This window comes from Cutibacterium sp. LaCa_89 (assembly GCF_058177555.1).
This window is the reverse complement of sequence record NZ_CP190889.1, coordinates 2,625,819-2,639,911: the sequence shown is the minus strand read 5'-3', so window position 1 is coordinate 2,639,911 and position 14,093 is coordinate 2,625,819. Positions and strand designations below refer to the sequence as shown.

Genomic DNA, 14,093 nt, shown 5'->3' with positions numbered 1-14,093 from the left:
TCGCCTGCTACAGCCAGCCCTCCTCGCGTGCCCGCGTGACCGCCGCTGTGCGTGAGTCGGCGTCGAGCTTCGACATCGCCGTCGACAGGTAGTTCCTGACGGTGCCCTTGCTGAGGTACAGCCGCGAGGCGATCTGCGCGGTGGAGGAACCGTCGGCGACTAGGCGCAGAATCTCGGTTTCCCGGTCGTTGAGGGGCGAGGGTCCCTTGCGCATGGCGACCGCGGCGACGTTTGGGTCGATGGCCGACTGGCCGTTGCACACCGCCCGGATGGCGTTGATGAGGGAGGGCGCGGTGATCGACTTGAGCAGGTACCCGTCGGCTCCGGCAGCCATCGCGGCGTGCAGGTACCCGCTTCCCGGCAGGGCGGTGAGCAGGATGATTCTGCCGCGGTATCCCTTGTCGCGAAGCATTCGGGTGGCCTCGATGCCGGTCATCCCGGGCATGTCGATGTCGGCCAGGATCACGTCGGGGAACAGGCGGGTGGCGGATGTGACCAGGTCGTCGCCGCGTGCCACCCGTGCGACGACCTCGAACTCCGGTTCCACCGAGAGCAGTGCCTCGAAGGCCTCTGCCACCAGTTTGATGTCCTCGGCGAGGAGGATTCTCGTCGTCATCGTCCTCCTTCGGTCGCGGGTGTGGTCGTGGACGCCCCCCGGGTCGGGAAGGAGCAGCGGAGCCGGAAGGTGCCCCGCGAGGGCCGCGACGTCGTCACCGACCCACCGAGCGCCTCGATCTGGGACCGGAGATGGTCGATTCCGGTGCCCGGTGTGGTGGAGGGGCGAGGTGATTGCGGACAACCGTCGTTGGTGACGGTCAGGAGGTCCGGGGAGATGGCGACGTGGCAGTAGCCCGCCGCGCTGTGCTTGAGCATGTTCGTGATTCCCTCGCGCAGGGCCGCCGCCGCCGCCGAGTCGAAGGGTTTGTGCGGTCTGCCGCGGTCATCCATGCGGAAGTCGATGTGGAGTCGGTCGCACAGGAATGTGGCGTCGCTGATCTCGTCGGGGAGGCTGGTGCTCATCTCGGCCTGGATGATGGAACGCAACTGGTGCTGCCCCTCGGTGATTGCGTCATGGGCGGCGTCGAGCTGTTCCTTGGCCCGTTGCGGGTCGCGGTCGACGAGGTGGAGGGCCGCCTGCTGGCGCATCGACGTGGCGACCAGGGTACGACCGATGATGTCGTGGAGGTCTCGCGATATCCGGTGACGCTCGGCGTCCACGCGCAGCCGGGCGATCTCCTCCTGGGAGGAGCGGAGTTCAACGAGTGCCGTCGACAGCTTCGTGAATGCGTAGAGGTTCACCGACACCGCGATGGTCACCAGCACGACCGCGGCTGAGGTCAGTGGCGAGGTGTGGGTGACCACGAGGTCGGAGAAACCGACGATCAGGGTCACGAGGGTGGCCACCACACTCCACACCCCTGGCAGGAGAAGGAGGGGCGTGGCGACGGAGGCCCCGAAGAGGGTCCACGAGTTGGTCAGCCACAGATTGGCGACTCCCACTGCGACGAGTCCCCACGTGGCCCAGAAACCGACCCTTCCAAGGGTCGCACGCATGTTGCGCGAACCCTTGCCGTGACGAACCATGCGGGTCTGCAGCCACATGAATCCGACGGCCTGGACCGTGGACAGGACGATACCGAGAATGCGGCGTCCGGGGGTGAGAGTGGGGTCGCGCTGAAGCACCATCGTCATCACCGCGATGATGAGCAGGACCGCCAGGACGACTCCGGAGGCGATGAGCGGTCTTCCGGGACTGTCCAGGACGGGGCGTGTGCGTACCACGGGGACAGGGTAGTCGGCGGCGTCTCACACGATCAAGATGCTTCCACCGCTTGGGAGACTACGCAGCATCCTGACCACGAGAAGAAGCTGTAACAAGCGCAACCTGTCTGGCTGGCGCTGTTTTCCTCGTCCATCTCGATGGATTGCATGGCCTCAACGGACATTCTGTCTCCTGGTGTTCATCGTGGTGAAACGAGCCACGCCTGCCAAGGCGTTTTGGCTCAGCATGTTTTCCTCGATGTTTGGAGTCTTTCAGTTGTGAACTATCGGCGCTAGATCAAACTGTCACTAGTGGGCCATGACAGGTGTCATCGCATATTCCGAGCATTCGTGTCATGTTCCGCCATGGGTCCCTGCTCAGGGCGAGGAGGGCGCCGGCTGACCCCGTCGCGAGATCGGATGAGAAACGCAGGCCATGATCACCCAGCAGCAATGTGCCTTCCTCGCGACGGTCCATCGACCACGACAGTCTCATGAGGTGGCGGCGAACGGCGTCGTCTTGGTCTCCCACGAGCTGGCGGAGGACGAGTAGGAGACCTGCGCGGCCATTGTGGAGACCGGATGACTCAGTCAGGGGACAACGACAGGTCTGTGCCACGGCCTTGGCCGTCTGGTCATCATCAAGCCTGGCGGCGAGCGGGCCACATGCCGCGGGACCACGCCCCAGATATGGCCATCGGATCTGTCCCTCGCCTGAGAAGAGCGCACCGTCAACAATCGTTGTCGTGGCCAGGGCCAGTCGGAGTGAGTGGCGGGCGAGATCATGACGATCCGGCAGGGGAGAGGCAAGCAGGGAGAGCCCGATTCCCTCCCAACCGGAGAACAGGCCGTTCGGCAAGGCCACATCAGTGTTCCGCACAGCCACGGCGAGTTGTTCCCAGAGGGTATATGCAGCGTGGGCGAGAGATTTCGATGACAGTCGTTGTGAGAGGGACTGCAGCGCGCACGCTCGGCCCGCCATACCAGTACCGAGGGTGAGGTCAGTCGATCCGTTCGTTGTGATCGTGAGAATTCCGGACTGGTGGAGCAGGGATGCAGCCATGTCGTTCTGACCGCACAGGGAGAGACCCAGGGCAATTCCCTCGATTCCGTTGGCCAACCCCGGCAGCAGGGTCGGGCGGGTGGCCAAGCGGTCCTTCATCCAGGTCACGTGATTCGCGTCAACACCGTACCCAGTCACGGCAAGAGCAGCCATGATTCCGGCGGCGCCATGCATCAGGCCGAATTCTGAACCTGGATGCCCGAACAGGTAGGGGTCTGAGGGAAAGAGGCGGTCGGCTCGTGCGGGAGTGGCTGATGCCCGGATCCCCTTGGCGAGTTCGCTTGTCATGTCCTCGAGGTTCCAGGCATGTGGTAAACCAGTCGGATTTCCCATCATGTCCTCGACTGCGGCCTGGCTGATGAGCGCGCGAAGATTTGGATGGAGGACAAGCGCGGGGCCGCAAGTCGGATCCACGAGAAGAGTGTGGAGATCGTCAGTCGTCGCCGGATCGGGAATCGTGTCGTCCGACTGGAACCAGGGAGCGGCGATCCCTGACGAGACGGCGACCCCGTCGATTGAGCAGGATTCAAAGTCAGTAACCAAAACCTCATGGCCGACATGTATCAGATTCGCGGGATGAAGATCCCCGTGAACGATTCCGCACCCGGCCATGACCCTCGTGACATTCCTCAAGCGATCTTCGACCTCTCGGCACCAGCGTGAAAAATCGGTCATCGATAGCCGATGAGGTCGCCTACCAATCAGAGGATGGAACCTCGACATCTCCTGGTGGACTGTCATTCCGTCAAGGAATTCCATGATCAGGAACGAGCCGTCCTCGGTCTCAATGAGATCAATGGGATGGGGAGCGGCCCGATAGGGGTCCAGTCTTCTCAGGGCCTCGTACTCGTGACGCAGCCGCACTCGGGCGTCGACACCCGCCGCATCAAGTCCGGACAGGTGCCGGGCCTCCTTGACGACTACCGATGTGCCGTCTCTCCATGTTGCCTGATACACGCCGCCAGCATTTGATCGGTGGAGGAGTCTGACATCGTCGATGGGAAGAACCGTGCTGGGGCGATTCGTCCGACGGAGCCTCCGGATCCACGGCGTGTCGTGATCGGATTCTGCGGGCGCGGGGCCTCGACGATCAGGATGTGTTGTTCCCGGGTAGACCGGGAACGGTACTCCTGTGGATGACACCGCCCATGCCTCTCGGAAACTCCCGTGACGCAACCACAGAGGGGAGGATCCGACTCGCAGCTCGCCGGACACCGGAGGTGAATCGACGTTCTGAAGCAGCTCGGCAAGACCGGAGCAGAAGTGCTCAAGGCTCTCGCCGTCGGGGTAGCAGGTGCAGACCTTGCCGCTCTGACTTCGGTCCGCATACTTGACTTGACTCGCGTGAACGAGACCTCGGGTGCGAAGTACTTTGAAGGGGACGCTGTGGCGTACGCACCACAGTGCTACGACTGAGGCAACCGATTCCAATTCCGATGGCTTGGCAGACACATGCACTTTCCACCCCACCTCTGGAAGGGTCGGACGAGGTGGCATGTGGATTTGCCAAGGACCCCGGATGGTCGTCGTCCACCTTGGCGAGTCCGCTGGCAGGACCGAGATATCTCCTGTGAGATACGGAGATCCGGGCGCCCAGGGGACGTCGTACCACGAGGGACTCGCCAGGGTGAACGGGATGTGGTTCAGCAATCGGGGCTCCCCGGAGTGAGATACACACTTGGAACAAACCCAATTAGATCAGAGGAGGGTCTATGAGGGAGTACTCCTCGGTGCTCAGAGATCCTGCTGTTGTCTTTCGGCCTTCGCAAGCGCGAAGGCCGGCAGAAGGGTGACGGCGGTCGCGGTGAGGATCCACACGTTGGCGTGCGAGAACACTGTGGGGGAGAGTCCGCGGGTGAGCATGGCCTCGTGGTGGATAACTGCGATGATGACTGCTGTCGCAATTGTCCCGCCGATTCGCTGCAACAGGTTGAGCTGTGCAGAGGCGTCCGCCATGGCCGTCCTCTTGATGGACTCGAAGGCCCGTGTCATGGCTGGGACGATTGTCAGGCTGATTCCTGCTCCACGCAAGGCCAAGCAGACTGCCAGGAGTATGTAGGAGGTGTGGTTCGTCAGCCGGACCAGGGGCAGAGTGGCGATGATGCTCAGAGTTATGCCAACTGTCATCGTGAGGCCTCCACCGATCCGGCCCATGATCTTCGTGCACAGGATTCCGGCCATAATGACGCCGACGCCGGCCACTGACATCACCAGACCAGTGTGGACGGCAGTGAGGTGGCGCGTCGCCTCGAGATAGAGGGGCATGACGACCATGGGGGCGTAGAGACCGAAACCAAGCACCGCTACGTTGAAGCTGGACCATGAATAGACAGGGTTCTGATACAGGGAAACGTCAAGCAGAGGGTTGGTAGCCCTTCGGATGTGGGTGATGAAGAACGCCCATGCGAGGACTGCAAGCGCGCCGATCGTAAGCAGGAAGGTGGTGTTTCGCGACGTCCTGCCGAAGAGTGAGACACCAAGCACTGTCAGCACGATCGCGGTGCTGCCACAGACCAGGCCGAGAGCATCGAGGCGGCGCTTAGCGGTGTGTGGTTCGTCCGGATCGACGCGGACGGCCTCAATCAGAAGAACAAGAGCTACGGGGACGTTCGCCCAGTAGATGGCCGGCCAGCCCCCGCACCTGTCAACGAGGAGACCGCCCACAGTCGGGCCGATCAGGGGAGCGATCAACTGGACACTCCCATTCAGTGCCTGCACCCTGCCAAGTTGTTCGCGTGGGATGCCACGGATAAGCAGGACGGATGCTGTCGGAACAAGGATCCCAGCTCCGGCACCGGAGATGGTCCTGCCAGTGACGAGTTGCCACACTGAATCGCTCAGTGCACACATCACCGAGCCGATGAGGAACATGGTCATTGAGGCGATGAAGGTGAGCCGTGGACCAAGGCGGTCGATGACCCAGGCGGAGGCCGTCATCGTCGCGCACAGTGCAAGTAGGTAACTTGTGAGGACCCACTGCACGCTGCCCATGCTCCCGAAGCGGGCGGTGGTCGCGCTCAAGGACACGTTCACGACGGTCGTGTCGAGCATGACCATGAGGGTCGCGACCATCGAGATGGCCATGGCTCTGATGACGCTTCGCGGTGGAGCCTCGGACCTGGTCGCCGTGGCATGGGAGGTGACGGGGCGCGGCGGGGTGATGACATCTTGGGTGGTCATGTTTGCTCTCCAGGGACGACGTGGCTCAGATGGACATCTGGGATTCGATGTGGTGGAAGAAGGTGTTTATGGAATCGGGATCGTCATCAGCGCGATGAGCGATGGTGACAGTGGTGGTCTCGCCGACGGTGCAACTGCTGATGAACATTGCGGAGTAGGGAACGAGCATCGGGAGGCTTCGCATCGAGACCGGGGTGAGTTCCAAGGTCTGGAACCTTGAAAGGTCGAGCTTTCCGTGGTCGGAGATGATTGCGGCACAGGGATAGACACCATCGAGGCCGATGGCCTGGCTTTCCTCCAAGGTCGATGCGAACGGATTGTTGTGGCGGAAATCCTCACTGATGATCGCAAGGTCTCGATGGCGAGCAAGGTCCGTGAGCAGATGCCCATGGATGCTTTGCCAGCGCTGGTTCGGGGTGATGATCACTGGCAGTTGGGCACTTAGGTTTGCTGTGGATCGGACCTCTGGGACGTGCCGCCGGATGTCAACCGGGATGATGATCATTGCGGCGTGGTCGATCATCTCGGCCACAGCGGCAGCGATTCTTCCGCTCATGGCTCCCGGGGCACTGTGCCACGTCCTGGAGGCCCATATACGTTGGTTCTTCCTCCCCCCCAGTGGAGAAAGGACATCGGCGGGCACAGCGGCCAGGTGGCGTCGGGGCTTGATGCTGTTCTCCAAGGATCGTTTGATATCGACATCGGTCAGGGTGTCGGGGCTTCCAATGGGTTCACGCTCGTCCAACGCTGCAAGCAGGTCGACGAGAAATCGTTCGATGCCCCGCCCATCGGTCACGGCATGGCTTGCTGCCAAGGTGATTCGGGTGCGTTCCGCCCCCTCGAAAACGTGGAGCGTGGACGATGGTCCCGTCACGAGATCCATGTCAGCGTGGAAGTCGGCAACGTCGTTGGGGTCCGCGGTCCAGTCGTGGAACACAACCGGACAGCCCGCTGGATCGGATGTCCATCGGCCCGACCTCCGGACCACTGTCATGCCAGGGTTGGCGGCCGACGCAATCGTGGATGCGTGCCGCCAACAGTCGGCGGGGACGCGGCCCTCGAAGTCGATCATCGTGTGGATGGTGGGGTGCGGGCCCCGGGTTGCGGCGTTGAGATAGCCGCGTTCGATGCCTGAGATTCGACGTGAGTACCGGCTCATGACGGCCTTCCTGGTCCAAGACTGCTTATGGGTCGGAGAGCCTGGAGACGGCCACGGGCATCGGCGTCGCACCGCCACCAGCGAATGGCTCGGGGGAGATCGGATGCGAGTGCGATGACTCCCATCCCGTGCATCTCGAGACTCCAGACCCAGTAGTCCTCGAAAACGTGGCGCCATCCGGGTGTCCATTCGGGCAGTCGCACGTGCCCGAACGTCTCCTTGGTCAATTCGGACACCTTGACGACGGCCTCGCACTCCGCGAATTCTCGGAGTGACGCCGATCGCGACAGCTTGACCAGGTCACCGATGAATGCCATTGCGCCGGGACGCTCCCGGAAGTCCTGGATGTCTGCCCCGATGTGGCCGCCGGTGCTCAGCGTCGTCAGGCTCCAGCCCGGGACATGGGAGACAGAACCGTGAAGATTGATTCCGGGCCAGTACCAGCGCCGCGAAGGGTCGACGACGGGGCAATGCGCAGGATCCGTGCCGAGCATGAGTTCTGCGGCTTGGCGCAGCAAGTACCTGCCTGACACGGAGGTGGCGTGGCCTCCGCGATCACGCGGCATGTGGGGGTGGTGGGTGATGATGCACTCGATGGGACGGTCGGTGTCGACATGGCTGACGCCCGGTCCCGGCTGGGCAACCCGTGGCAGAAGCGTCGTGGTCACAGTGACTCCACCACCATCGAGGCATAACCACCGCCGTGGGAAAAGGCGTTGACAAGGATGTTCTGGTGCGCGGCTGACCTCGAACCGCACAGGGCACCGAACAGCCCGATCCCGGCAGCCGATCCGTGTGTTTCTCCGACAATCGCCTTTGGGAAGGTCGTAGCGGTTGCGGACAGTCCGACGATCCGCCTGGCCGCCTGCTCGGCTCGGTCGACGCGAGGATGTCCGCTTGATGCCGCCACGACGGTCGACACGTCGGAGGCAGTCAGGCCGGCCGGGCCCAGTGCAGCGGCCATGGCCTTGGCCCAAGCCCGTCCATCGGATGCGGTGTGACCGACTCCCACGGACTCTCCACGGGATCCGAAGCCGCGTAGCAGCGCCATGGGGGCGGTACCGCGTGCTTCGGCGACTTCGACGGCCTCCACCAGGACGCATACCGCGCCTTCCGAGAGCACGGCTCCGGAACCATCAACCCTGTGTCGGTAGCCAGGAAGCTTCGCGACGGCCTGGACGGCAATGCTGGGAAACTCGTCAGCGATAACGACCATGATGCGATCCGCAGCGCCGCGGCCAACGACGCGAGCAGCGAGAAGCAGCGCCATGAGTGAACTGGTTCCACCGCATGCCAAGGTGGCCGTGTAACCACGGTAGCGATTCAGCATCGCGAGGTGGCCTGCGGCTGCGTTGACCACGGTGTTCGGGAACACCAGGGCGTTGGCACCCTCGGAACCGTGGCGGATGATCCCGTCATTGAACTGCGTCACCGCCGTCACAGGACCGTAGCCGGTTGCGAAGATGATTCCCGTGCTTTCGGCATCCTTGCGGCTCAGCTTCCCGTGTCGGGCATACAGATCAGTCACCACCGCGCTGGAGATGATTCCCAAGGGGTCCATCCGACGAACCTTGGACGGGTTGATTGTGCGGGACAGGCGCTTGATGTCCACATGGCCGGTTTGGACAGCATCCCCTTCCCAGGTCTTCTCATCGGCCATCCAGATTGGACAATCTTCTGACAGGGCCGAAAGAAGCTCCTCCGAGTTGGCGGCCTTTCCCGCCAGAGCTGCCATTCCTGAGATTCCGACCTCGCGAAGCTGCGCCGGGGCGGTACAGTGAACGCCTCCTCGAGGTGCGGTGATGACCACTGATGCGTTGTTGCCCCCGAAGGCGAAGGAGTTGGAGATGACCACGTCGGGAGCGGCCTTGCGTGCGCACTCCGGCACGATGTCGAGACCAGTTCGGGAAGCCTGCCCGCGGTTGTTGACGGTTGGCGGCAGGACCCCCTCGTGGATGGCCTTGATCGAGCACACGGCCTCGATGGCGCCAGCAGCGCCGAGAGTGTGACCGATGGCGCCCTTCACCGAACTGACAGGGGGAAGGTCATCGGACTTGAACAATGACCGGAGTGCCTTCGGCTCGACGGCGTCGTTGGTCGGAGTACCGGTGCCGTGGAGATTGACGTAGCTGACGTCGGACGGCTTGAGATGAGCTGAGCGCAGGGCGGCCTCCATTGAGCTGCGGGCGCCATTGCCACCCGGGTCCGGGGCAGTCTGGTGGTAACCATCACAACTTGTGCCGTAGCCGGCGATTTCGGCCATCACCTCCTGGCCTCTGGCAGCCGCCGCATCTGTTCTCTCGAGGACCATGAACCCGGCTCCCTCGCCCAGAGTCAGACCGGAGGAACCGGCCATCGGGCTGCATGGGAGATTGTCGAGAGCTCCCAGGCACGTGAACCCATTGGCAGAGATCTGGGCCAGTGGATCGACACCGCCACAGACGACCAGGTCCACATCGTCGGACCAGAGGAGTTCTGCGGCGTAGCCGATCGCCACGGCACCAGCGGCACACGCATTCGATGTCACGACGCGGGGTCCACGGATGTCGAACTCAGCGGCGAGGTGGTCGGCGACGCAGTGGAGCTGGGAGTCTGCCGCCAATCCGGCATCGAGCACGCCGGTCTCAATGGCCCGGCGATGAGCCGCCTCCAAGGTGGGCATCGCGCCGAGGCTTGAGCCCACCACGAGTCCGATGCGATCACGACCCACGGAGTCCAGGTCGATGCCACTCATCTCGAGAGCTTCACGCATGGCATGGACGCCGAGCAGGTAACAGCGGTCGATCGAATCAGAGTTCGGAATGGGAGCCACGCCAGCACACGGAATCGTGGTGCCAGAGTCATCGAACGTGACGTTCATGGTGATTCCGCAAACCCCATCGACAAGTTCGGTCCAGCACTCGTCGGTATGGTCACCCTGTGCCGTGACCAGTCCCACGCCGGTCACCGCAATGCTCCGGGCAATGTCGCTGCGGGTGGTGGCGTTCTCAGCAGTGATCGTCATCGCTGTCACCCCAGCTTGTTGAGGCTGGAGGCTGCCACGACGCGGGGCAGGGTGACCGTGGTCCCGTCGTGGGCGCCGACGGTCAACGGAAGGGTGGGAGTCCAGAAAGGAGCATCCAGAAGTGCGAACGCGAGTTCCTCATCGGGATTGGCGGACGGGGTGACGTACACCACCACTCCAATCTCCTCATCCCCGGCAGCGACGGTCTGACCAGCTTCCGGGCGGTTGCCGGTGGGCAGGGCGATGGCGGCCAGTCGGCGCTGGTCTCGGACGGGTGTGGGCAGATTCTCGGATCCTTGGAACTCGCCGATGCGCTGCCAGTCCACGAGCCAGGCGAGGTCACCCCCGGCGACATCGAGGTGGCACACGCCCATCGCGTAATAGGGCATCCCGGCCTCGGCCTGGACTCGTGCGAGAGCATCGGCGTCGACTGCCTGACCGCCCAGCTCCGTGGCGCGGCTGAGGAGATAAGTGCGGGCGAGGTCGGGAACGTTGGAGACGAGCAGGTAGCCGTACTCCCCAGTGGTTCCGACCCGGGCGAGCCATGCCTTCGATCCCTCGGGGGCCCCGGGAACGACGACGTCCGTGACGGCGTGAAGAACGAGGCCAGCCACGTCGAAGTCGAGAAGGTTTTCGGCGATCTGCCACGACAGCGGCCCCTCGACAGCGACAGCTCCCCAACCCTCTGGAGCAATCTCGATTGACAGGTCACCATCGGTCTCGAGGTTGCCGAGGTACGTGGCGAGGGTCGCCGCATCGATGGCGGTGCGGGGAAGGAGCCATGACTCCTCCTCGCGCTCGATGTGGAGGAAGATCGTCAGCGGAAGGCCGTCCTCGGTGAGAGCGAGGCACTCCCGAGTGGTGTCGGGGTCCACGAAGTCCGAGGCGCGGGACAGGAAGGTGTCGAGAAACTCGAGACGATCATCACCGGTGATACGGACCAGGGGACCGGTAGGCGTGTGGAGGCCGACCGAGGTGCGAAGGGTCTTGTACTGCTCAGTGATGGACATGGTGGTGCTCCATTTCTTCTGTAGTGGGTGTTCCAACTGGTTGGGTTCAGGCGGCTGAGGTGTAGTCGTTTCTTCTTGGGTTGGAGGTGGGGAGTTCTGACGTGATGGCAAAGCGCCAGGAAGCGGATCCGGAGTGGGCTCGTCCGACACAGCCGACGAGCAGGACCCCGTGAACAGAGCGCATGAGGATTTCGGGGGAATCAGTGAGGTCATGATCAGGCTCGATGAGGAACCACTTCCCGTGTCTGAGAGGAATTGCGCATCGGGTGGTCCAGCGCTGCCATGGCTTCGAGATGTCAAGCATGGTCGTCACGGCATGATCAGACGTGCGGATCCTCTCGCCCGCCGGGCAGTCCGGGGTGAGCCAGACGACGGTCTCCCCGTGCGTGTTGCTCGTCGTGACGTCGACCGTCCAGCCGGTGTCTGGGGAGCCGCTGAAGCGCCAGGAGAGTGTCCCGTCAGTACTGGTCATGGTGTCTTCCGACAGGGTCCAACTGCGATGATCGGGACCCCACCCCATTCCTTGGCGACGGTCGTGGCGATCCGGCTCGTGACTGACCCACAGGCCGGCTCGCCAGATCGGATTGGGCCCGAGCGCGCGGGCGTGTGGCCACGGTGACTTGAGCACCTTGGTGGCGCCCAAGCGCCATGTGGTCACGCCTCCGGCAGCCGGCTTGAGGACGATCCTGTCGGTGCCTGCCGCGAGGGGAGGCAGCTCGACGGTGTCGGCACGATGGGGCTGGGAATCACCAAACACGGTCATGGTGAGACTTGCCGAGCCAGACTCGTCCAAGTGGATTCTTCGGTCCACCAGGGTCGAGTGGATCAGGGAGGCGCGGCCGCAGGGATCGAGCTGAACCGTGATGTCACCCTCACTCCATGTGATCGGTGTGTCAGGGATGACGGGAAGGCCCGCGGCGACAATCTCGGACGAGTCCCGGACGGCGACTCCGAGCCCACTGGATGCCCGGTTGAAGCTCGTGATGCCGGTGTCAGCCGTCAGATAGCCCTGGCGCAGGCTGCACCACTGGTACATTCTCAATTCCGTTTTTGGGGCACCATCCATCCGGATCGCGACTTGGCAATCATTGAGGCTGATGGTGCATTTCACTCCTCCTTCGTCATCCAGGACGAGGCAATTCTCGAGAAGCTCGCATCGATACGACTTGGCGGGGCCCTGTCGCCACCCGTGAGCGCGGTGCGAGACGGAGGAGGGCCAGGACATTGCGAGGACCGGGCCCCAGTGGCCAGTCGTACTGATCTCAATGACTCCTTCGTTGAAGGTGACCTCAAGCTTCTTGTGCACCAGCCGGACAGGGTTGCCTCGCTGTTCCTCGGGCCGGTTCTGACAGGGGGTGGGGGCGACGATCTGGCGAGGAGCATCCCAGTCGCGGTTGTCGAGGGTGGCCTCCACAATGGTCCTCGAGCCCGTGTCGACCATGGCGTGGATGGTTGAACGCCCGATCTGGATGCTGTGGGAGACGATCTTCCGTCCAGCGTCCACGATGAAGTCGTGGGACAGATCAAGTGGACGTCCCTCGGTGATGCAGGCGAACGAAGTCATGTCCGCCAGGGCTCGAATACAATCGTGGTCGAGTTTGGTGATGGTTGCCCTAAGAACCAGAGGGATGAAGTTGTACAGCTCAATGTTCCCGTCCTCGCCTGCATCGGTGGCCCCGAGACAGGCACAACCGACTTTTCTGTAAACCTTGAGCGCGGAGATGTTCGCGGGGTTCACGGTGAGGCGGATCACGTTGATGCCCTGGATGAAGCACTCGCTGATGGCTTCAGTGATTAGCTGTCCCGGAACTGTCGAGAGTCGATGTGACGGGGTGACATAGAACATGTCGGCGAAGACTTCATCATCGGCCATGGTGTGTCGGCCATTCGTGCGGAACATCCCGAATGTGCCGACAATGGATCCGGCCTCCTCGGCCACTAGGAACACTGTCGAACCACGTTCTTCGAGCTCCCTCTGGAACTCCTCCTCAACAATCCCTCCCGACACTGGATTGGGGGAGTCGGAATGGCTGTTGTAGAGATGTACGATCGCTTCCGCATCACGTGGCCTGTAGGGGCGAACGATCATGGGACTTCCTTCTCGTGTGTGGCTGGGTGTCACCGCTCGGTGACGACGAGTTCCCCCTGGGCGACGACATCCCGGCCATTGAGTGCTCTCACGGAAACCTCGCGCAGAGCCCCCACTTTCTCGCCGAGCTGGGCGTGGAGGGTGAGTTGGTCGCCCGGAGTGACGAGGCGTCGGAACTTCATCTGACGGATCGCGCCGAGATAACCAACGCTTGAACGTGCGTCGTGCGACGTCATGCCGGGATTGTTCTGAATGGCCTCGGCTACGTAGATGACGGCCACGAGTTGAGCCATCGACTCGACGATCATGACGCCGGGCATGATGGAATGGTCAGGGTAGTGACCGGCGAAGAACGGCTCATTGACGCTGACCGACTTGATGCCTTTGCCCGATTTCCCTGGGACGACGTCGTAGGCGCGATCAATCATGAGCATCGGCCAACGATGTGGGAGCATCGTTTTGATGGCATCGCTGTCGTAGGCGAATTTCTTACGGGCGTCCTTGGGTGGCGCCTCGAGCGCAAGAGAACTCACTTCTCGTTCACCTCGATGAAATCGACCATGGCATTGATCGAGCCGAACGCCTGTACGTCGTCGTCGTTGACCGAGACTCCGAACTCATTGTTGACGGCGACGACGACTTCGAGAGTGTCAAGGGAATCCATCTCAAGGCCACGTCCGAAGAGCGGTTGGTTGTCCGAGACATATTCTGGCTTGGTCTCGAGACCGAGCTTGGAGATGATCTCCTCCTTCAGGCGCCAAGCTTTGTTGGAACGTTCCTCGGCGCGGGTTCGGATGCTGTTGGCAGTGTGGGTGATCTCGGTCATT

The 14,093-nt window shown here is 62.6% G+C and carries 11 protein-coding genes and 1 pseudogene; all 12 read right to left on the bottom strand.

Annotation, left to right across the window (positions count from 1 at the left end):
• Positions 1–7 precede the first annotated feature (7 nt).
• The 12 genes and pseudogenes from ACP8LP_RS12125 to ACP8LP_RS12070 all read right to left on the bottom strand — a co-directional run bounded on the left by ACP8LP_RS12125 (position 8) and on the right by ACP8LP_RS12070 (position 14,092).
• Positions 8–616, bottom strand: coding sequence for a response regulator (locus ACP8LP_RS12125; RefSeq protein WP_138237735.1), 609 nt, complete (start codon positions 614–616; stop codon positions 8–10).
• The gene (locus tag ACP8LP_RS12120) at positions 613–1,782 is read right to left on the bottom strand and encodes a sensor histidine kinase (protein ID WP_484483187.1); all 1,170 of its coding nucleotides are present in this window, start codon (positions 1,780–1,782) and stop codon (positions 613–615) included. Before ACP8LP_RS12120 ends, ACP8LP_RS12125 begins: the two co-directional genes overlap by 4 nt.
• Before the next feature lie 277 nt (positions 1,783–2,059).
• Complete coding sequence (locus tag ACP8LP_RS12115; protein WP_237726223.1) at positions 2,060–3,112, bottom strand: glycoside hydrolase family protein; 1,053 nt, start codon at positions 3,110–3,112, stop codon at positions 2,060–2,062.
• Positions 3,113–3,961: 849 nt separating this feature from the next.
• A pseudogene (locus tag ACP8LP_RS12110) lies at positions 3,962–4,321 on the bottom strand (class III lanthionine synthetase LanKC N-terminal domain-containing protein); the annotation flags it as partial.
• Between the two features lie 237 nt (positions 4,322–4,558).
• Complete coding sequence (locus ACP8LP_RS12105) at positions 4,559–6,004, bottom strand: DHA2 family efflux MFS transporter permease subunit (RefSeq protein ID WP_002522762.1); 1,446 nt, start codon at positions 6,002–6,004, stop codon at positions 4,559–4,561.
• A 25-nt stretch (positions 6,005–6,029) separates the two neighbouring features.
• Entirely contained in the window at positions 6,030–7,163 is a 1,134-nt protein-coding gene (locus ACP8LP_RS12100) for a hypothetical protein (protein WP_002522761.1), read from the bottom strand.
• Positions 7,160–7,831 carry a 4'-phosphopantetheinyl transferase family protein gene (locus tag ACP8LP_RS12095; protein ID WP_002522760.1) on the bottom strand — a complete coding sequence of 224 codons (672 nt, stop codon included), beginning with the start codon at positions 7,829–7,831 and terminating at the stop codon, positions 7,160–7,162. The genes ACP8LP_RS12100 and ACP8LP_RS12095 overlap by 4 nt, the downstream gene beginning before the upstream one ends.
• The gene (locus ACP8LP_RS12090) at positions 7,828–10,167 is read right to left on the bottom strand and encodes a beta-ketoacyl-[acyl-carrier-protein] synthase family protein (protein ID WP_002522759.1); all 2,340 of its coding nucleotides are present in this window, start codon (positions 10,165–10,167) and stop codon (positions 7,828–7,830) included. Before ACP8LP_RS12090 ends, ACP8LP_RS12095 begins: the two co-directional genes overlap by 4 nt.
• A gap of 5 nt (positions 10,168–10,172) precedes the next feature.
• On the bottom strand, positions 10,173–11,177 hold the full coding sequence (locus tag ACP8LP_RS12085; RefSeq protein WP_002522758.1) for an aminomethyltransferase: 1,005 nt from the start codon (positions 11,175–11,177) through the stop codon (positions 10,173–10,175).
• A 46-nt stretch (positions 11,178–11,223) separates the two neighbouring features.
• The gene (locus ACP8LP_RS12080; protein WP_002522757.1) at positions 11,224–13,266 is read right to left on the bottom strand and encodes a GNAT family N-acetyltransferase; all 2,043 of its coding nucleotides are present in this window, start codon (positions 13,264–13,266) and stop codon (positions 11,224–11,226) included.
• Between the two features lie 29 nt (positions 13,267–13,295).
• Positions 13,296–13,799: a 3-hydroxyacyl-ACP dehydratase FabZ gene (gene fabZ, locus ACP8LP_RS12075; protein WP_002522756.1), complete on the bottom strand. Its 504-nt coding sequence runs from the start codon at positions 13,797–13,799 to the stop codon at positions 13,296–13,298.
• The gene (locus ACP8LP_RS12070) at positions 13,796–14,092 is read right to left on the bottom strand and encodes an acyl carrier protein (protein ID WP_002526080.1); all 297 of its coding nucleotides are present in this window, start codon (positions 14,090–14,092) and stop codon (positions 13,796–13,798) included. Before ACP8LP_RS12070 ends, fabZ begins: the two co-directional genes overlap by 4 nt.
• Position 14,093 lies beyond the last annotated feature (1 nt).

What these genes read in the sequence shown, in the direction of transcription:
- ACP8LP_RS12085 (WP_002522758.1), bottom strand. Translation starts at nt 11,177, where the DNA reads ATGTCCATCACTGAGCAGTACAAGACCCTTCGCACCTCGGTCGGCCTC.
- ACP8LP_RS12100 (WP_002522761.1), bottom strand. Translation starts at nt 7,163, where the DNA reads ATGAGCCGGTACTCACGTCGAATCTCAGGCATCGAACGCGGCTATCTC.
- ACP8LP_RS12125 (WP_138237735.1), bottom strand. Translation starts at nt 616, where the DNA reads ATGACGACGAGAATCCTCCTCGCCGAGGACATCAAACTGGTGGCAGAG.
- ACP8LP_RS12115 (WP_237726223.1), bottom strand. Translation starts at nt 3,112, where the DNA reads ATGACAAGCGAACTCGCCAAGGGGATCCGGGCATCAGCCACTCCCGCA.
- ACP8LP_RS12105 (WP_002522762.1), bottom strand. Translation starts at nt 6,004, where the DNA reads ATGACCACCCAAGATGTCATCACCCCGCCGCGCCCCGTCACCTCCCAT.
- ACP8LP_RS12090 (WP_002522759.1), bottom strand. Translation starts at nt 10,167, where the DNA reads ATGACGATCACTGCTGAGAACGCCACCACCCGCAGCGACATTGCCCGG.
- ACP8LP_RS12070 (WP_002526080.1), bottom strand. Translation starts at nt 14,092, where the DNA reads ATGACCGAGATCACCCACACTGCCAACAGCATCCGAACCCGCGCCGAG.
- ACP8LP_RS12080 (WP_002522757.1), bottom strand. Translation starts at nt 13,266, where the DNA reads ATGATCGTTCGCCCCTACAGGCCACGTGATGCGGAAGCGATCGTACAT.